Genomic DNA, 19,303 nt, shown 5'->3' with positions numbered 1-19,303 from the left:
ACGCCGAACGGCTGAGCCTGTCCGACGGCGCCCTCGCCCAGATCACCGCGTCGCGCGGCACCGCTGAGGCGGTGGTCGAGAGCGACGCCCGCCTGCAGCCCGGGACGCGGCCCTGCCGAACGGCTTCGGCCTCGACCTGCCCACCCACGACGGCGGCAACGAACGCACCGGCGTCGCCCTGAACACCCTCACTGACCTCACCTGGCGCGACCCCATCGCCGGAACCCCCTGGCACAAGCACGTTCCCGTCCGTGTCCAGCCCCTCCCCGCCTGATGAACACCCCGCCCCTCGGGGCGGCACCACCAGCACCTCGCAAGGAGAACGACCCGTGACCACCACCGACCTCACCGCCATGACCGGCCTGGAACTGATGCGCTGGGTGCAGACCGAACGCCCCACTGACGTCCCCTCCATCGGCCGCCTGCTCGGCATGCGCTTCGACGAGGTCGCCCACGGCCGCATCGTCATCTCCCTCGACACCCGCCCCGACTTCGCCAACCCTCTCGGCACCGTCCACGGCGGCATCGCCGCCACCCTCCTCGACTCCGCCATGGGCTGCGCCGTCCACACCACCCTCCCCGCCGGCACCGGCTACACCACCCTCGAACTCAAGGTCAACTACATCCGCGCCGCCCGCACCGACGGCCAGACCCTCACCGCCGAGGGCACCGTCATCCACGCCGGCCGCCGTACGGCGACCGCCGAAGGCAAGGTGCTGGACGACCAGGGCAAACTGATCGCCCACGCCACCACCACCTGCATGATCCTTTAGGTCGCTCGCCGAGGTCGGCTTCACCTGCCGTGAAGGTCACGTTCCGCGTGGGCCGTCGGCGGCCGAGGCTGCGGGGGGGGGCAGCGCGTGGACGATGGCAGCGCGCTGCCCTAGCCGGCTGCTGGCGCTGGATCTGGTTTTCGACCGTGGCCTGGTGCAGGGCGCCGATGAGAGCTTCGACGTCTTCCTTGTGCTGGGCGATCTCTCGGCGTCCGCGGCACACAGCTCGTCGACGGCGAGGACGTCGTAGCCGACCTCTTCACGCTGCTTGCCGAGACCGTCACGGAACCGAATCGTGTACGGGTGCGAGTGACGGGTCGACCTGGAACAACCACACTCCTTGAAGAACGACCCCATCCCACGGGCGAGCTGTCGAGCCACGTATCAAGCCTTGCGAGCAGGGCGTGGACGGCCCGGCAGACCCATGTCATACGTGCAGGTCAGCAAGCCGGACACCGTCCGAATCGATGCTGACCGTTTGCTGACCCGGAGGCAGCGATCAGGGGCTTGACCTGCAAAAACACCCAGCTGTCGCCAGGTGTTCCAGGACTCACACTGACCCGTTGCTGACTTTCCTGACGGCGCGCCAGTCGTATGCGCACACGCGTGACGGTTACCAACCTTTGTGGCGTGGTGTCGTTGAGGGCTGACGACGTGTGATTTCCCTGGCGACCGATTAGGAGCGGACCGAAGGGGAGCACATCGAGGGCACGGAGCGCGCCCCGGCGGCGCCCCCCCGTGACGGCCGTCGGACGCGTCCTGGCAGGAGCGACGAGCGACCGCCGGAACGCATGTCAAAACGTTCAATCGAGCATGTGTACACCCGGGTCACACAACAATGCCGCACCGACGACAACCGGAACGGGAGCGGGTGCGCAACCAGGGGGATTCGAATTTTGCATATTATCCGAGCTTCGCAAGGGCTCTTGCCGTGATCTCACGCTCTGCAGCTAGCTATTGCTGCGCCACTTCCTGGCCCGGGTTCCCGATGAGCCCTGGGCCGACCGACAGCACATCGGCCAGTCCCCGGGCCGTCGGTCAGGGATGTGTTCGCGAAGCCTGCAGTGAGGAGTAGTCGTGAAGAAGGCATATGAGGCACCGACGCTCGTCCGGCTCGGTTCGTTCCGGAAGGAGACGGGGCTCCTTCAGCGCTCCGGCAACGACCGGCTGATCCTGAGCAAGAACTGACGACCGACGGTCCTTGACCCGACGTCATGACTGAACTGCACGAAAGTGCGGGGACGGGCCCCGGCGACGCGCACTTCGCGGTCTTCACGGACCGTGCGGACGCGGCCGCCGCGGCCCGCTCCTTCACCCGCCCCGGAAGCCGGACCCTCGCGCATGCGTCGGGCCGGCCGTGGCTGGTCGGCCACTGGCACGACGACGAGGTCGTCACGGCCGGCGCCGGCGGCGCCTCCCTCGCCGTCGTCGGATGCTGCCCGATCGACGCCGACGAGCTGCGGCGCCGGGCCGCACGGTTGCGTGACCTCGCTCAGCTCGACGCACTGGTCCGATCCCTCCCTGGCAGTTTCCACCTCATCGGCGCCCTCGACGGACAGATCAGGGTCCAGGGCACTGCCTCCGGGCTGCGACTCGTTTTCCACGCGGAGATCGACGGCGTGCGAGTGGCGGCGACCCGCGCCGACACGCTGGCCACCGTCCTGGGCCTGGACCCCGACGTGGAGGAACTGGCCGTACGGTTGCTGTGGCCCGCCCCGTATCCGCTGTTCGAGACATCAATGTGGCGTGCGGTCACCGCCGTTCCTCCGCAAGCCGCCGTGGTCGTCGCAGCGGACGGGCGCACCGCACGGCACACTCAGTGGTGGACGCCGCCGGAGCCGGTCCAGCCGCTCACCGAAGCGGCGCCCCTGATCCGGAGGGCACTGCAGGAGGCCGTCGACGCGCGTACCCGTCAAGGCGGCGTGGTGAGCTGCGACCTGTCGGGCGGCCTGGACTCGACCTCCGTCTGCTTCCTGGCTGACCGCTCCCCAGCCCGCGTGCTGGCCAGTACGTGGCCGGGACGTGATCCGGCGGACACCGATCTGCACTGGGCCCAGCGGGCGATGGGGCACCTCCCGGACGTCGAGCACCTGGTCTGGGACGCCGACGCCTCGCCGCTGGTCTACGAGGACCTGCTCGACATCGACGACCTGCTCGACGAGCCCACCATCGGCGTCATGGACCGCTCCCGGGTCCTGCACCACCTGCCTGGCCTCGCCGCACGCGGCAGCCGGTTGCACCTGACCGGCATCGGCGGCGACCACGTGGCATGGTGCTCCGAGGCGTACTACCACCGACTGCTGCGTACCCGCCCGCTGTTCGCCCTGCGCCAGTTGCGCGGATTCCGGGCGCTGTGGCAATGGCCCCTCGGCGGCACGCTCCGCGCTCTCGCCGACTCCCGACCGTACGGGAATTGGCTCGCCGACGCCGCCGGTGACCTACGCGGCCCGATGTCCCCGTCCGTCGCGACGGGGCTCGGCTGGGGGATGGCCCCACGCCTGTTCGACTGGGTGACTCCCGAGGCCGAACGGATGGCCCGCCGGGCGCTGCTCGATGCTGCGGCGACGACCTCTCCGCTCCATCCGGACCGTGGGCTCCACACCGACCTGGAACAGATCCGCTCGTGCACCCGCGTCATCCGGCAGTGGGACCGGATGGCGGCCCGCGCCGGCCTGCCGATGGCCTCTCCCTTCCTCGACGACCGCGTCATCGAGGCGTGTCTCGCCGTACGGCCGAGCGAGCGCGTCACGCCCTGGCGGTACAAGCCCGTCCTGAGCGCCGCGATGCGCGGGATCGTGCCCGAGGAGTGCCTGCGGCGCAGCAACAAGGCCACGGCCTCCATGGACGCCTCCAACGGGCTGCGTGAACACCGCGCCGACCTGCTGGCCCTGTGGGAGGACTCACGGCTGGCGGAGCTGGGCCTGGTGGACGGCGCGGAGCTGCGCCGCCTCGCCCGGCGGCCCGCCTCCCCGGGGCTCTCCGACGCCATCCTCTACTCCACGATCGCCGCGGAGGTGTGGCTGCGCGGACTCGCCCGCGGCCGCACCCACGTCCCACAACCCTGACCGCATCCCTGTCAGGCACGTCAGAAAGGCCCTCACATGCCCCTGCGGTTCGGCGACAACGTCTCCACGGCCGAGACCGACTACGGCACGGTGCTGCTGGACGAACAGGCCGGTGCCTATTGGGAGTTGAACCCGACGGCCACCGTCGTGGTACGGACGCTGCTGGACGGCGGTGAGGAGGCGGACGCGGCCGCCGCCCTGGTCCAGGAGTTCGACATCGACCAGGCGCAGGCCCTGCAGGACGTCGAGACGCTCGTACGGGAGCTGCGCGACTCGGGGCTCGCCTCATGACGACGCCCAGCGCGCTCGAGCGCCCCACCGGGGTCCCCCTGGCCCGACGTCTCACCGCCCGCCTCGTCCTGCTCCCCGCCGTTGCCTTCGCCCTGCTGCCGCCCCGCCGCATCCGCGCTGTGCTCGGCTTTCTGCGGCGCGGCGCCGCTCCCTCGACCACCGAGCAGGCCCAGAACGCGCGCGACGCCATGTGCGCCGTCAGCCTGCGCTGCGCCGGCCCCAAGGGGTGCCTGCCGCGCTCCCTGGGAGCGGTACTGCTGTGCCGGCTCGGCGGAACATGGCCGACCTGGTGCACCGGCGTACGGGTCACCCCGCCCTTCACCGCACACGCCTGGATCGAGGCTGAAGGCCGTCCCGTCGGCGAGGGAGTCCCGCAGGGCTACTTCGCCCGGCTGATGGCCGTCGACCCGCTGCCACGGCCTACTGAACGATGACCGGCGCGACGGTCCCGCACGGCGGACGGGCCGCGGTCGCTGAAGCCGACAAGTCCACCTGGGCTGCGGTGGCCACGATGTACCGGCTCACCGCCGGGCATCGGAGCTCCATCGCCGTCGCCAGCGTACTGACCCTGGTGGGCTCCACCCTGGGACTGGTCCAGCCACTCGTCGCCAAGCAGGTCGTCGACGCGAGCGGCCGCGGACAGGTCATCTGGCCGCTGCTGGCACTCCTGGGTACCCTCTTCGTCGCCGAGGCGGCGACGGGGGCTGCAGGACGCTTCCTTCTGGAACGGATGGGCGAAGGCGTCGTACGACAACTCCGGCTCGGGCTGGTGGATCGGCTGCTGCGGCTGGAGATGAGGGAGTACGACCGCCACCGGGGCGGCGACCTCATCTCCCGGGTGACGGCCGACACCACCTTGCTGCGGGAGGTCGTCTCGCAGGCTCTGGTCGATCTCGTGACGGGAAGCCTGGTCGCCGCCGGGGCGATCGCCCTCATGGCGTGGCTGGACCTTCTGCTGCTGTTTCTGGTCGCCGTGACCGTGGCAGCGGCGACCGTGGTGGTCGCCTCACTGCTCACGGGCATCAGGAACGCGTCCGAACACATGCAGGGTTCGGTCGGTGCCGTCGCCGCCGATATGGAACGCGCCCTGGGCGCCCTGCCGATGGTCCGCGTGCACGGTGCTGAGGAGCGTGAGGCGGCCGGCATCGGCGCCGGCGTGGAGGCGGCCTACGGCGCGGGGGTGCGCACGGCGAAGCTCGCCTCCGTGATGAGCTCCGCCGTCGAACTCGCCGTTCAAGGCTCCTTCCTCATCGTCCTGGTCGTCGGCGGCCTGCGCGTAGGCGGTCATGCCGGCTCCCTGGGTGACCTCGTCGCGTTCCTGCTGTACGCCTCGTACCTCGTGCTGCCGCTGTCCTCCGTCTTCCGCGCTGTGGGCCTCGTCCAACGCGGGATGGGCGCCTACCAGCGCATCGACGAGGTACTCCGCCTTCCTGTGGAGCCCACCGCACCCCAGATCCCGAAAGACCGCGCACCCACACTGCGGCCGACCCGGCCGTCCGGCTCCCGCGAGCAGCCCGTCCTCGCCCTGCGCGACGTCCACTTCGGCTACGACCCGCAGCGGCCGGTCCTGCGCGGTGTTTCGTTCACTGTCCCGAAGCGCCGGCACGTGGCCCTGGTGGGCCGGTCCGGCGCCGGAAAGAGCACGGTGTTCGCCCTGGTGGCGCGGTTCTACGAGCCGGATGCGGGCACCTTGCTCTTCGATGGGCGGCCCGCAACCGAACTCACCCGTGGCGCCTGCCGCCGGGATATCGCCGTGGTCGACCAGAACACCCATGTCGTGCACGGCACCTTGCGCGACAACATCACCTACGCGGTGCCCGACGCCACGGAGGCGGAGATCCGGCGCGTCGTCGAACTGGCCAGGCTCGACGAGGTCGTCGACCGGCTGTCCGGGGGCCTGGCCGCTGTCATCGGTGAACGCGGCAGCAAACTCTCTGGCGGTGAACGGCAACGCGTCGCCCTCGCCCGCGCGCTGCTGGCCCGCCCTTCGCTGCTTCTGCTGGACGAACCCACCTCCCACCTCGACGCGATCAACGAATCGGCGCTCACCTCCGTCATGAAGGACGTCGCCCAAGAGTGCGCCCTGCTGGTCATCGCGCATCGCCTGTCCACCGTGCAGCACGCCGACCACATCGTGGTGCTCCAGGACGGCCGCACGGCCACCGGCGGACGCCACGAGGAATTGCTGGTCAGTAGCGCCCTCTATCGCGAGCTGGCCGCGAGCCAGATGCTCCGGGCCGGCGGGAAGCCCGGGACCGGCAAGCGAGGGCGGACGGACGGTTGAAGCGTTTCGCGTTCGCGGCCCAGCCGGCCGAGATCCGGACCCATGCACGGGCCATCGGCCTTTCTCAGCTCCCCCGTCATGGCGGCCACCTGGTCGGCAAGCTGGGACGCTCCCGCGTCCGGTGCTGACCGTTTGCTGACCCGAGCGGGGCTAACAAGCCGCTGACCTGCAAAAACACCCAAACGTTAGATCTTGGACTTGAACAGAGTACGCAGCACTCTGGACTCCTGGAAGACGGCTCCCTGCCTGCTTTGTGCAGGTCAAGGGCGGTGAGAAGGCGCCCCGCCTGCTACTTCCGCGAGGACCAGGCCGCTGTGACGCCGCCCACCAGGCCTTTGTTTGGGCAGCCGTCTCGGCATGTGTGGCGTTTGGGTGCTGGCCAGTTACCGCTGGATGCCTACAACATGGCGACCGACGACGGCGCCCGCATCACCCCGTGGACCACGAACAACCGGAAGCAGCACAACACCGAGCGGCTCAGAACTTCGCGGGAGTGAAGGCGATCTGCTTGATGACCGTGGGGTCCTTGGACGTGGGGCTGGGATCCGCGTGGCCGAAGGTGAACGACACGACGGACAGACCCGGCGGCGCCTGGTAGGTGAGCTGGGTGGCGGTACCGGCCTGGGACGTGCCGTCGGCGGCGGCCTTGCTTCCGTCCGAGAGCTGGGCGCCCAGGGTGTACTGGGCGCCCTTGCCCGCGAAGGTGAGACGCACCGTGTCGGCGGGCGCGGCGAGGTCGACCTGGACGGGGATGGTGTTGCAGAGGTCGACGCCGGTGGGGCGCGCGCTGGTGAGGAAGGTGCCGAGACCGGTGACCGTCCGCAGAGCCAACGCGGAGGCGTCGGCACACTGTTCGGGGGCCCGCTCGAGGACCGTGGAGAGGGTGATGCCCTGCTTGGTGTAGCGGTCGGCGGGGACGAGCTGGTCGCCGCGTTCCTTACCGAAGTCGATGATCGTGGCCTTGTTCGGGGGCGTCGACGGAGTCGACGGTCCGGACGCCGGGGGCGAGGGCGTGCGGATGGGCTGGGCCGCCGGTCTGCCGCCCCGGACCAGGAGCGCGGCGCCGAGCACGGAGGCGGCCATGATCAGCACGCCGGTGGCCAGTCCGGCGGCCTTGAGCAGTCCGCCTCTGATTCTGGGGCTCTGTACGAAGGTGGCCTGCTGTTCTGCCCTGGCCTGGCCTGCGGCGGCGGTGATCTTGAGCGTGCGGCGCACCTGGGCACCGGACCAGGGCGCCGCGGCCTCCACGGCCATGTCCACGGAGACAGCGGCTCCGGGGGCCACAGTGACGGTCCGCGGGGTGCAGGTGAAGGTGACCTTGTTCTCCGGGTTGCTCGCGCTCAGCGTCACCGGCAGGGCCGTGTTCCCCGTGTTGCGGACGTCCACCGTGAAGCGGGCGGACGGCCCGCCCTCGGCGACCTCGGGGCGCACTGCGGCGCTCAGCGCGGGGACGGGCGGCACGGTCAGTGCCAGTTCCTCGCATCGGGAAGCGGGCTGGTCACCGATCGCGCGCACCAGAATCCCCAGCACATGCCGCCCCGCGAACGGCTCCCCCTGGGCCGGCACCGAGATCCGCACGGAGACGGTGCCGGTCTGCTTGGGGTTGAGCTCCACCTGCGGCGGCTCGGCCTGGACGTGCTCGGCGTCGGGCAGTCCCACGACGGTCGTCTCGTAATGGCTGACCAGGGTGCCGGTGTTCACGACGGTCACGGAGACGTCGACGGACTCCCCCGGCCGCACCGTGATCTCCGCCGGCGCCACGGCCACCGTCAGCGTGCTGGTCATCGGGATGGTGTCTCCTCCTGTGTGTCGGCCATGAGGCCGGCTCGCCTCAGTGGGCGTCGTCCGGTGGGATCACGCCGGGCTCAGGGATCCGGCCCGATCCCACCCGGACACTCCTAGCCCTCGATCCTCGGGTTCACCCAGGAACACCAGTCCTGGTCCGCCTTCGCGCCCGCCTCGGCCCGCAAGCGGATCTTGGTCGCGCCGACGGCTTGGCTCAGATCGACGTCCAGTGGGTGCATGACGCCGTCGTCACCGCGGTCGTGTGTGCGGCTGAGCTCCAGCACGGAGCCGTTGGGGAACACCGCCAGCACGACGAAGTCGGCCTCGCCCGCCGACGGCGGGTTGGCGACCGCCATGAAGCCGAGCGTGGTGCGGAACCGATCGCCCGGGACCACCGGCGCGGGCAGGGTGAAGTCGCCCTCGATCCAGCCGTTGTTGACCCACTGCGGATGGGTTTCCAGGTACTCGGGGTCGGTCCTGTCCTCGAGCAGCAGGCTGCCGGCCGGACGCAGCAGCGCGAAGCCGTCGGGGTTGGCGTCCGGGCCGCCGTTGACGGCGGAGGTGCCGCTCCAGGGGATGGGGCCCACGCCCGTTCGCCAGGCAGCCGCGGGCGCGAGCGGGATCAGCGCCAGCGAGTCCCTCGCGAACTGGACCGACACGGTCTTGCCGGCGTCCATGGTCACCACGCAGGTGGCCGCCGTACCTGAGCAGGCGCCGCCCCAGCCGCGCACCCGGAATCCGGTGGACGGCTGAGCGGTGAGCGTGATCGTCTCCCCCGGATCGGCGGCCTTGGTGCACGTCGGTGCGCAGTCGATGCCTCCGCCGGTGACCTTGCCGCCGAGGGGTGTCTGTACGGTCAGCACCGGACGTTCCGTGATCTGGACCGAGGCGGCGGCCACCGCCGTCCGGCCACCGGGGAACGTCGCGGTGACATTGATCTGGAAGGTGTCCGGGGTCGTCCACGCATGGCTGGTGAGCACTCCGGAGCCGGTTTTGCCGTCACCGAATGTCCACGTGGCCCCGGTCGGGGACGGTTTGCCGGTCGGCGCGGTGGCCCGCAGCGTCACCGGTTCGTCTGTTGTCGCGGTCGTTTGGGACAGGGAGATGGACACGGTCGGCGGGCCCGGCGGCGGTGAGGTTGACGGCGGCGGTGAGGTCGTCGGCGGCGGTGGGGTCGACGGGCCCGACGGACCGGTCGACGGCAAGGGCTTGGGGCCCCCGGTGGACGGTTGCGACGGGGGTGTCCCGCCGGAGTCCGGCGGCGGTGAGCTGTCGGGGGGCACGCTCACGTCCGAGGACGGTGTCGGGGCCGGGCTCGACTCTGGGTCGTCCGGCCGCTCGGTGGGGTGTTCGGGCGACAGGCCGCCTTCGTCGTCGGGTCGCTCGGTGAGGCCCTTGTCGGGGTTGCCGGGGTCGTACTTGGGCACTTTGAGGACGTCGCCGTCCAACCGGATGATGCCGGCCCGCTCGCTGGCGGGATCGTTGAAGAACACCACACCGTCACGGGTGAGCAGCTGAAACCGGGTCGGCGGGTCGAGTACCTCCGGCTGGGCCACCACCTTCGAGGTGGCGAGGTCGACGATCCACACCCGGCCGGTGACGTAATTGGGCACGAACAGCCGCCCGCCGTTCTCCACCGCCGCACCGAAACCGTCACCGGAGCGGCCGAGGCTGATCGCGCGGCCGCAGTTCGTGGACTTCAGTTCGCAGATCGTCAGCACGCCCCGGGACACCACATACAGGCGTGCGGAATGCGGCGAGCCGCTGATCGCCACCTCGTCCCCGTCGCGCAGTTCCAGCGGTACGGCCGAGGCCGGCTCACCGGAGTCCCGGTCCAGCAGCGACGCGGTACGCGCCGCCGTGTCGACCAGCACCGGCGCACCGCCCGCCACCACCAGCCGGCCCGGACCGGGAGCCTTCACGCCTCGCCGGGTCACCCGGTGCCCGGCCCTGAGGATGTTCAGGTCCCCTGTCCGGTCGTCCAGGGCCCACAGCGCGCCATGGTCGTCGAGCACCGTGGACTCCGGGGCCGCGTCGGCCGCCAGAGGCTGCAGATCGCCACGGCGGGCCAGGGTCACCGGGTCGGTCTGGACCAGGACGCCGTGCTCGGTGTCCACGGCGTACAGCACACCGGGGCCGGCGAACACGCGCAGTCCCTTGCCCGCGTCGGGGAGGGGCCTGGCGCCCGGGTCGCCGCCGGCGAGGGCGGGGGTGACCGCCAGCGTGGCGCCGTTGACGCGCCGTACGAAGCCCCGCGAGGTGTTGACCACGTAGGCGTGTGAGTCCTGCTGGACGACATCCAGGTCGCCGCCGCCCGAGGAGACCTTCACCTGCGCGGCGACCTCGGCCGTCGCGCCGTCCAGCAGGGCGAGCTGGCCCGCCTTCGTGGACGGCAGCCATGCCGCGCCGGAGAGCAGCCGTGGCCGCTTGGCGGTGTAGCCCTCCTCGGCGCCCGCGATGACCACGACGCCCAGGGCGAGGGCCCCGGCCAGTGTCCAGGCGATCAGGGATGCACGCCGGCCGCGCAGCAGCCACCGGGCCGCCTCCCCCAGCTGTGCCCTTGTGAGCCGTGCCCTGGCCATGGCCTATCCCCCTTGGAGCTTCTTCAGAGCTTTGCGGGACCGCCGGTCCTGACGGCTTCCGGCGATGAGCGGGCGCGGGTCGAACCACGCCACGACGGTGGCCGCCGCACCCCGGTCGCGGCGCAGCGCGGAACGCAGCGCGGCGTCCGCCTGCCAGGCCTGGGCGACCGCCTCGAGTGCGGGCTCGGCCGGGCTGAACACCGCCTCGGTGACCAGTGGTGCGAGGACGGCGACGGGTGCGGCGGTCTCGCCGAGCCTGTGTTCCGCGCGGCCCGCCACTTCCAGGGCGGTCAGTGACCGCGGTACCGGCATACCGGTCTCCATGAGCCGGTCCGTGCTGGTGCGCCACGCGCCGACGATCTGCCGCGACGGCGGGCCCGTACGCCTGCCGCGTCGTCTGCGCCATTTCTCCAGGGCGATCAGTGTGGGAACCACGATCACGAGGGCGAGAAGGATGCCGAGGACGATGAGCGCCCAGTCCATCGCCGACCGGCCGCCGCCTGCGACGGGGATGTTCGGGATGGTCCCCTGGTCGGTCGCCCTGTTATCCGAGGCGGCGGGGTTCTGGCCGCCGGCGCGGTCGGGCTTCTTCGGATCGGACTTGTCGGTCGGCTTGCGGGTCGGGTCGGTCGGGTCGAAGGCCATCCAGCCGTAGCCGGTCATGGCGACCTCGGCCCAGGCGTAGGCGTCGGTGGAACGCACGGTGTACGTGCTGCCCTTGCGCTCGCCGGGGCGCAGTACGTAGCCGGTGGCCACGCGGGCGGGGAAGCCCTGGGACCGGGCGAGGACCACGAACGCGGCAGCGTACTGCTCCGCGTAACCGACCGCCGTCTTGTGCTGCTTGTCGTCGAACAGTCGGCGCAGTGCGTCCAGGGAGTGCCCCGGCCGGGCGGACAGGCTGTACGGGGACGAGCGCAGTCTCTTCTCCAGTGCGACGAGTTTGGCGTACGGCTCGTCGGCGCCACCGGTGATCTCGACCGCGGCCCGGCTCAGTTCGGCGGGCAGCTCGGGGGGCACGGTGGTGTACCGCTTGGTGTCGGGCGTCAGCCGGGGCAGCGCCAGCCTGGCCGCGCTGTCGCGTGGTCGTACCGCGCCGACGACGTCGTAGGAGAGGCCGGGCCGCGTTCGCGCGTCCGCGGCGAGCACGCCGGAGTCGTCGCTGAAGCCGATGCCATGGGCGGTGACCCGTTCCGGCCGGCCGACCGCGGGCAGATAGGGGTGGTCGAGCTGTTTGATCTCCACGTGCAATGCGACCCGTGCGGTGGGGGTCAGCCCGGGGTCGGGCGCCAGGGTGTGCCCGGCGACGAGGAACTGGTCGCTGGAGGTCCACAGGGCGCCGTCGTACGTGTCCAGTGCGGCGGTGCGCACCCGGTCGAGCCGTCCGCCCAGGGGGTTGCCGTCCACCCGGACGGTGAACAGCTCGCGAGGCTTCTTCTCCTGGAGCTGGCTCTTCAGAGTGGCCAACGGCGTGAGCGTGTCCTCCACTTCGACGGGTACGGACACCACGTCCCGCGGGTCGAACCGGTTCGACCCGGTGGCCAGGGGCACGGCCTGGGACAGCACGACACCCACCACGGTGACAATCACCACCACGGGCAGTCCGAACAGGGTGCGTCCCGCTGTACCGCGCGCCGCGCTGTCGCCGTCGGTCCCGGTCACGATGTCGGTCTGGTCCAGGCGTACCGCCCGGATGAGCACGAGCAGCAGCAGGACCGGCAACAGGACGCCGGTCAGCATCAGTTCGTCGCCGGCGCGTGAGGCGGTCAGCAGCAGCGCGGCGACGAGCGAGAGGACCGGAGCGGCCAGCGGGCCGAGCAGGCTGCGGGTGCGCAGGGACACGCTCACCGCCACGAACGCCGCGGTGAACAGGATCAGAGCCGGTGTGATCAGCAGCTCTCCACTGACATCGGCGGGCAGGCCCACGCTCAGTATCCGGGCCCAGCCGCGCAGTACGCCGGTACGCAGGGTGTCGAGGGTGTCGAGGGTGGGAATCCCGTGCCGGAGCGTGGGGGTCAGTACCGCGTACACCGCCACGACGACGAAGCCGACCACCGCGACGGCCACGGTCGTGGGCGTACGCCGGCGCAGCAGGGCGGTGACGGTGGCCAGCACCGCGGCGCCCGCGGTGGCGGCCAGGAGCGGAACCAAGTGGCCCTTGGTGGCGAACAGTTCGCCGTAGACCAGCGCCGTGGTCGCAACCGAGAGGGTCGCCAGGGCGAGTTCCGCGTAGTGCAGGACGCCGACCGGCTCGCCGGTCCTGGAGGGGGACTTCATCGTCGTACCAGATCGTTCCACGTGGCGGCGAACTCCTCGCGGCTGCGGACGTTCATCGACACCACGCCGTGCAGCGCGCTCGGGGGCGCCGCGTAGGTGTCGGCGAACTGCACCAGACTGATCATCATGAACCGGGAGCGCACCTGTGGCAGCGCGGTGAGCATCGCGGGCTCGGGCTGTCCTGTGACGACACCGAGCGATACGGCGCCCTGCTCGGGCACCATCGAGGGCAGCGCGGCCAGACCCGGGTCCTGGCGGTCGCGCTCGACACCGGCCAGCAGATCGAGGGTGGGGGTGAGGCCCTCGCCGGTCTGGTCGGCGGCGGTCATCCCGCCACCTGTGGTGCGCAGTTCGAGCGGGAACCCGGCCCGGACCGCCGCCACGCAGAGCGAGGCGGCGGCGCTCACGGCGTCCTCGAAGGACTTCTCCGTGTACGGGCTTTCGCTGGTGTCCAGCAGGATCATCAGCCGGGGTTCGTTGGGGACGACGTTGTGACGGACCATCAACTGTCCCGTCCGGGCACTGGACTTCCAGTGGATCAGCCGCCAGTCGTCGCCGGAGACATAGTCCCGCAGGCTGTGGAAGGCGATACCGCCCTGCGGGGCGAGGCTGGAGGTGGGGCCGTCCTGGTCACGGCTCTGGCCGGTGGGCACGGGGTGGACGAGGTCGGTCTGCGGATGCACGTACAGCGTCGACTCGGTGGCGTACTGCTTGGTGACCGCCATGAGCCTCAGCGGATCGGTGTGCCCGATGGTCAGCGGGCCCACCTTGTAGACCCCGCGCCGGGATGTGGGCAGGGCGTACGTCATGGAGTGGCCGGCCCGCGGGGCGAGGCTCGGGAGCGGCACACCCACGCTGCGTCCGGCCACCCATTCGGCGGCCGTGATCGGCGGACAGCGCCGCGACATCTCGTTGGTGACGGTGATGACCCCCACCGCCTCCTCGCCCTCGGTCACCCGGCCCGGCCGGATCTGCCGGTGCACCAGCAGATCCGGCTTCGCGAGCATCCACAGTGCGGCCGCGAGGATCGCGATCAGGCATGCGAACCCGAGCAGCGTCAGTTCCGGGTAGTCCAGCAGCGCGCCCGTCGACAGCAGGATGGCGGCCGCGAGCGCGACCACGAGCCCCGATCGCGTCAGCATCCTCGCCTCACAGACCCGCGGAAGCGTGCGGCACGGGAACCGAGGCGAGGATCTCGTCCACGACCGAGGACGTCGTCACACCCTTGATCGAGGCCTCCGGGGTGAGGATGATCCGGTGGCACAGCACCGGGTGCGCCATCGCCTTGACGTCATCGGCGGTGACGTACGAGCGGCCGTCCACCGCGGCCCTGGCCTGACTGGCCACGGCAAGGGCGTTGCTGGCCCGGGGACTTGCGCCGAGCCGCACCTTCTCCTTGAGGGCGCGGGTGCCTCCGACGACCGTGACGATGTACGAGCGGACCGCGTCGGCGACGTGTGTGGCGCGGGCCACCTGGATCATCTTCGTGAGCTCGCTGACATTGGTGACCGCGGTGAGCTGCTCGGGCAGCCGCCGTGCGATGGCATCGCCGATGACCCTGGCCTCTTGCTCGGGACTGGGGTAGCCGAGGTGCAACTGCATCATGAAGCGGTCCAGTTGGGCCTCGGGCAGGGTGTAGGTGCCCTGGTGGTCGTACGGGTTCTGGGTGGCGATCACGAAGTGCGGCGAGTTGAGCTCGTAGGTCTCGCCGTCCACGGTGACCTGCCGTTCGCCCATGGCCTCCAGCAGTGCCGACTGGGTCTTGGGCGAGGCGCGGTTGATCTCGTCCCCGAGCACGATGTTGGCGAACACCGGTCCGGCGTGGAAGTCGAACTTCTGCTTGCCGCTGTCGAAGATGTTCACGCCGACCACGTCCGAGGGCAGCAGGTCCGGAGTGAACTGGATCCGGCGCAACTGGCCGCTGATGGAGTGCGCGATCGCCTTGGCCAGCGTCGTCTTCGCGACGCCGGGCACACCTTCGATGAGCAGATGGCCCTCGGCCAGCAGACAGACGACGGCATTGCGCACGACCTGCGCGTTGCCGTGGACGACCTGCTCGATGTTCCGGATCAGGTCGTCGACCCGGCGTTGTACCCAGGACGCGTCGATGGCCCCTGGATCAGCGGGCATTGACATAGGTCCCCCCTTGTCCTTCACGGACTGCGCAAGAAGTGATGACCGGTCGTGCCGAGGAGCCGTTCGCGGCTGCCCGTCGGCTATCTCATTATTCAGTGGACTGCCGGGTTTTCAGCCGCTCTTGTAGGTTATCCACCTGATTGTGATGTCCCATCGCCCGCGGCCGACGACGAGGACCTTGGAGTAGTTCCCTGTCTTCGTCCTCACCGCGAAGACGTCTCCGTCGACCAGCTGGTTGGGGACGTCCGGGCCGCCGGGAATCGCCTCTGTCGAGTAGGCGAGGCCCGGCAACTGCTCGGGGCCGATGCTCTGGAAGTCGGTGACACCCAGATTGACGATCGTGGACCCCGTGCTGGAGCCCCTGCCGGGGGTCATCTGCGCGGACTCCTCCAGCCCCTGGGTGAAGGACGCCTGGTACCACCAGATGTCCCAGGAGCCGGCGCCCACGCGCCCGTTGTCGAGGTCGACCGTGTAGCTCCCCTCCACCACCGTCTGCCCCGATGAGACGACATCGGCGAAGGAGCTGCTGATCGTGATGTTCTGATCGACCGTCACGGTGCAAACGTCACCGTTCGGTTGTGCGCATCCCAGCCAGCCACGGAAGTCGGCCGCAGTGCCTCCGGCCGCGGTGAGGGTCACCGTGGTCCCGGCCGGAAGGGTCTCCTGGCAATCGACACCGCAGTCGATGCCCTGGCCGGTCACCGTGCCCGCCCCCGTGTTGCTGACCGTCAGCGTGACGGTCCGCGCCGACACGGCGATCGGGATCGAGGTGGTGGCCGTCCGGTCGTCGTCGAAGGTGGCGGTGACCGAGACCTGGGCGGTGCGGCTCTCGTTCCACGCATGGGTGACGGACAGCCCGCTGCCGGTCAAGGTGTCACCGAAGTCCCAGGCGGCGGCCCGGGGCGCGGTGCCCCCGTCCGTGGCCCGGACCTCCAGCCCCACGCCCTCACCGGCCGTCGGGGCCGTCGTGGTCGCCGCGATCGTGATCGCACGCGGTGTCGATGAAGGGCTGGGGCTGTCCGAGGGCGTTGGGGGATCACTCGCCCCGTCGCCCCCGTTGGGGGGCGGGAGTCGGGTGGGAGCGGTCGTGGTGGGTGGGGGCGGCGGGTTGCCCGTGGGCGGCGGCGGTACGACGTCCTGGCTCGGGCCGGGGAGGGGGTCCGGCGGCAGCGGGGTGGCGGAGGGTTCGGGCTTGGCCTCGCCGTCCCTGTCGTCCTTGTTGTTCCGGTTCTGCTTGTCGTCCTGGGGGACGTCGGGACGTACGACACCCTTGTCCGGGCGGGCGGGGTCGTACTTGGCGACCTTGACGACCTCGCCGTCGAGACGGACGACCCCGGCTCGTTCGCTGACGGGGTCGTTGAAGAAGACGACGCCGTCACGGGTGAGAAGCTGGAACCGGGTCGTCGGGGTGATGACCCTCGGCTGTGCGACGACACGGGTGCCGGCCAGGTCCACGATCCAGACCTTGCCAGTGCGGTAGTTGGGGACGAAGAGCCGTCCGCCGGTCTCCACGGCCTGACCGAACCCCTGCCCGGAGTCGCCGAGTTGGACCGACGAGCCGCAGCTCGTTGAACGAAACTCGCAGATGGTGAGTACGCCGCGGCTGATCACGTAGACCCGTGGGCTGCCGGGCGAGCCGCTGACGGTGACCTCGTCCCCTTCGCGGAGCTCCAGGGGGACGGCGGAGGCGGCTTCGCCGCTGCCCGGCCGAAGGAGCGAGGCGGTTCTGCGGGTGAGGTCGACCAGTACGGGTGAGCCGCCGGCGAGGACCAGCCGGCCGGGGCCCGGGGTGCTCGCGTGGCGGCGGGTGGTGTGCCGTCCTGCCCCGATGATGTCCAGATCGCCGGTCCGGGCGTCGAGGGCCCAGAGGGTGCCCGTGTCGTCCAGCACGGTCGACTGGGCGTCCGCGTCCGCGGCGAGCGGCTGGAGGGCGCCTCGCCGGGCGAGGGTGTGGGCGTCGGCCTCGGTGAACACGCCGTGTTCGACGTCGACGGCGTAGAGGTGGTCGGGGCTCGCGAACGCCCGTAACCCTTCGCGGGCGTCGGGGATCGGTCTGGCTCCCGGTGTGCCGGACGCGAGGGCGGGGGTGACCGCGAAGGTGGCACCGTCGACGCGGCGTAACGCGCCCTCTTCGGTGTCGACCGCGTAGGCGTGCGCGCCCTGTTGGACGACTTCCAGACCGCGGCCGCCGGAGGACACCTTCACCTGCGCCGCGACCTCGGCCGTCGAGCCGTCCAGCAGCGCGAGTTGGCCCGCACGCGCGGAGGGCAGCCAGGCCGCTCCGGAGAGCAGACGCGGTTTCTCGGCCGAGTTGCCGCTGCCGGCGAGCGCGAGGCCGGTCACGGCCAGGACCGCGGCGAGCGTCCAGGCCACGAGTCGCGTCATCCGCCGTACGAGCGGGGGGAGCGGAGGCCTGCGCGGCCGCTCTCCTCGGCCCACGGCCCTGAAGGCGAACGGGCGCTTCTTCCCTCGCACTTGTGCCATGAGAGACGTCCCCCAATGCCCCGAGCCCGGCTGTCCCGTCGCGGTTGCCCCCTGCGGCGGGGAGTCGGACGTGGTCAGAGCCCCGGGCCGCCGACGCGGACCTCCGGAGTCCGGCCATCCCCCGTACTCAGGGCCCATATGATGCCACTTCAGGCCGCTTGGCGGTTCATATTGGCCATTTTCACAAAGCTCAGTGAAGGGTCGGAATGTTTCCTCTGGGAGTTGATCTCGGCACCACCTTCACCGGCGCCGCACTGTGGCGCGGCGGCCGTGCCGAGACCGTGCCGCTCGGCCAGCATTCGCACGGCTCCGACCTCGTGCCCTCGGTGCTGTACCGGGCCGGCGACGGCACCCTTCTGGTCGGGAACACCGCGCGGTTCAAGGGCGCCACCGATCCCCAGCGCATGGCCCAGCGCTTCAAGCCGTATATGGGCGAGGACTATCCGATGCTCATGGGCGAGACCGGCTATCCCCCGCACGAACTGACCGGCCATCTGCTGCGCTGGGTGCTGGACACCGTCTCCGAGCTGGAGGGCGCCCGGCCCGGCCATGTGGTGCTCACCCACCCCGCCGAGTGGGAAGAGCACCGGCGCCAGGCACTGATCGACGCGGCCTCCGTCGCGGGGCTCAGCGACGTCGGCCTGCTGCCCGAGCCCATCGCCGCCGGTACCTTCTACGTGTCCCAGCAGCGCATCGTGCCGGTGCGTCCCGGCGCCCTGATCGGCATCTACGACCTCGGCGGCGGAACCTTCGACGCCACCCTGGTCCGCAAGAGCCGGACCGGCGTGGAGATCGAGGGGGAACCCGCCGGTGACGACCGCGTGGGCGGCATCCACTTCGACGATCTGCTGATGGAGCACGTCCAGGAGATCGCGGGAGCCGCCGGCCGCTTCGACCCGGACGAACCCGAGGCCGAGGCCGACCTGCTGCGCCTGCAGGCCGATGTGATCGCGGCCAAGGAGGTGCTGTCCACCCTCCAGGAAGCGGTGGTACACGTCCGGCTGCCGGGAGTGTCCCGGGACGTGGAGATCACCCGCAGCGGCTTCGAGGCGCTCATCAGGCCGATGATCATGGACACCATAGGGATGTTCACCGATGTGCTCGACCGGGCGGGAGTTCGGCCGGACCAGCTCGACGCGGTGCTGCTGGTCGGCGGGTCGAGCCGTATCCCGCTGGTGTCCCGGCTGCTGGAGAGCGAACTGGGCGTGTCCGTCAGGACCGACGCGCACTCCAAGCACGTGGTGAGCCTCGGTGCGGCGATCGCCGCGGCGCCCCGGCAGACGGTCAGCGAGCCGAAGGCCGTCATCCCCGTGGTCCGCGCACCCCGACCCCAGGGAACACCCGAGCAGGGTCCGGAGCTCACCGTCATCACCGATCTGGAGCGCACCGGCCTGACGACGGCCACGGACACCCGGGTGAATGTCCCCGTCTCCAGCATCACGCGCCACACCCCGCCCGACCCCCGGGAGTCCGTCACGGTACGGACCGGGGAGGGCGGCGGCACCGGGCGCGGCGGTCTGGGGGTTCTCGCCGTGGTGCTGCTGGTGCTGACTGTGCTGGTACTGATCGCACTGTTCGCCTTCCGAGGCCGGGCGGCATAGGCCACCCGTGGGTGGCCCGGCTCAGCCA

At 70.8% G+C, this 19,303-nt stretch carries 13 protein-coding genes; 7 read left to right on the top strand and 6 right to left on the bottom strand.

Annotated features, from left to right (window positions below):
- Positions 1-329 precede the first annotated feature (329 nt).
- The 6 genes from FHS34_RS18565 to FHS34_RS18540 all read left to right on the top strand — a co-directional run bounded on the left by FHS34_RS18565 (position 330) and on the right by FHS34_RS18540 (position 6,413).
- Positions 330-773, top strand: a complete 444-nt coding sequence (locus FHS34_RS18565; RefSeq protein ID WP_184966702.1) for a PaaI family thioesterase — start codon at positions 330-332, stop codon at positions 771-773.
- A 1,077-nt stretch (positions 774-1,850) separates the two neighbouring features.
- Positions 1,851-1,961: a keywimysin-related RiPP gene (locus FHS34_RS18560; RefSeq protein WP_184966700.1), complete on the top strand. Its 111-nt coding sequence runs from the start codon at positions 1,851-1,853 to the stop codon at positions 1,959-1,961.
- 26 nt (positions 1,962-1,987) lie between these two features.
- Positions 1,988-3,838, top strand: coding sequence for a lasso peptide isopeptide bond-forming cyclase (locus tag FHS34_RS18555; RefSeq protein WP_184966692.1), 1,851 nt, complete (start codon positions 1,988-1,990; stop codon positions 3,836-3,838).
- Between the two features lie 36 nt (positions 3,839-3,874).
- Positions 3,875-4,129, top strand: a complete 255-nt coding sequence (locus FHS34_RS18550) for a lasso peptide biosynthesis PqqD family chaperone (RefSeq protein ID WP_184966690.1) — start codon at positions 3,875-3,877, stop codon at positions 4,127-4,129.
- On the top strand, positions 4,126-4,563 hold the full coding sequence (locus FHS34_RS18545) for a lasso peptide biosynthesis B2 protein (RefSeq protein WP_184966688.1): 438 nt from the start codon (positions 4,126-4,128) through the stop codon (positions 4,561-4,563). Before FHS34_RS18550 ends, FHS34_RS18545 begins: the two co-directional genes overlap by 4 nt.
- Positions 4,560-6,413: an ABC transporter ATP-binding protein gene (locus FHS34_RS18540; protein WP_184966687.1), complete on the top strand. Its 1,854-nt coding sequence runs from the start codon at positions 4,560-4,562 to the stop codon at positions 6,411-6,413. The genes FHS34_RS18545 and FHS34_RS18540 overlap by 4 nt, the downstream gene beginning before the upstream one ends.
- A 477-nt stretch (positions 6,414-6,890) precedes the next feature.
- Here the strand turns inward: FHS34_RS18540 and FHS34_RS18535 are convergent, their stop codons facing one another.
- From FHS34_RS18535 to FHS34_RS18510, 6 genes are all read right to left on the bottom strand, one after another.
- Positions 6,891-8,198: a COG1470 family protein gene (locus FHS34_RS18535; RefSeq protein ID WP_184966685.1), complete on the bottom strand. Its 1,308-nt coding sequence runs from the start codon at positions 8,196-8,198 to the stop codon at positions 6,891-6,893.
- Positions 8,199-8,311: 113 nt separating this feature from the next.
- Positions 8,312-10,780, bottom strand: coding sequence for an InlB B-repeat-containing protein (locus FHS34_RS18530; RefSeq protein WP_184966683.1), 2,469 nt, complete (start codon positions 10,778-10,780; stop codon positions 8,312-8,314).
- A gap of 3 nt (positions 10,781-10,783) precedes the next feature.
- Positions 10,784-13,075, bottom strand: a complete 2,292-nt coding sequence (locus FHS34_RS18525; protein WP_184966681.1) for a transglutaminase TgpA family protein — start codon at positions 13,073-13,075, stop codon at positions 10,784-10,786.
- A complete protein-coding gene (locus tag FHS34_RS18520; RefSeq protein ID WP_184966679.1) occupies positions 13,051-14,196 on the bottom strand; it encodes a DUF58 domain-containing protein in 1,146 nt (381 codons plus the stop codon). The genes FHS34_RS18525 and FHS34_RS18520 overlap by 25 nt, the downstream gene beginning before the upstream one ends.
- Before the next feature lie 7 nt (positions 14,197-14,203).
- Positions 14,204-15,184, bottom strand: coding sequence for an AAA family ATPase (locus FHS34_RS18515; protein WP_221509115.1), 981 nt, complete (start codon positions 15,182-15,184; stop codon positions 14,204-14,206).
- Positions 15,185-15,301: 117 nt separating this feature from the next.
- On the bottom strand, positions 15,302-17,575 hold the full coding sequence (locus tag FHS34_RS18510) for a PKD domain-containing protein (RefSeq protein WP_184966675.1): 2,274 nt from the start codon (positions 17,573-17,575) through the stop codon (positions 15,302-15,304).
- A 305-nt stretch (positions 17,576-17,880) separates the two neighbouring features.
- On the opposite strand from FHS34_RS18510, the gene FHS34_RS18505 reads away from it, so the two are divergent.
- Positions 17,881-19,275 (top strand): Hsp70 family protein, encoded by a 1,395-nt coding sequence (locus tag FHS34_RS18505; protein ID WP_184966673.1) that lies wholly within the window; start codon positions 17,881-17,883, stop codon positions 19,273-19,275.
- Positions 19,276-19,303 lie beyond the last annotated feature (28 nt).

This window comes from Streptomyces echinatus (assembly GCF_014203595.1).
Classification (GTDB): domain Bacteria; phylum Actinomycetota; class Actinomycetes; order Streptomycetales; family Streptomycetaceae; genus Streptomyces; species Streptomyces echinatus.
The sequence above is the reverse complement of the archived record's forward strand: the minus strand, read 5'-3'. Positions and strand labels throughout refer to the sequence as shown.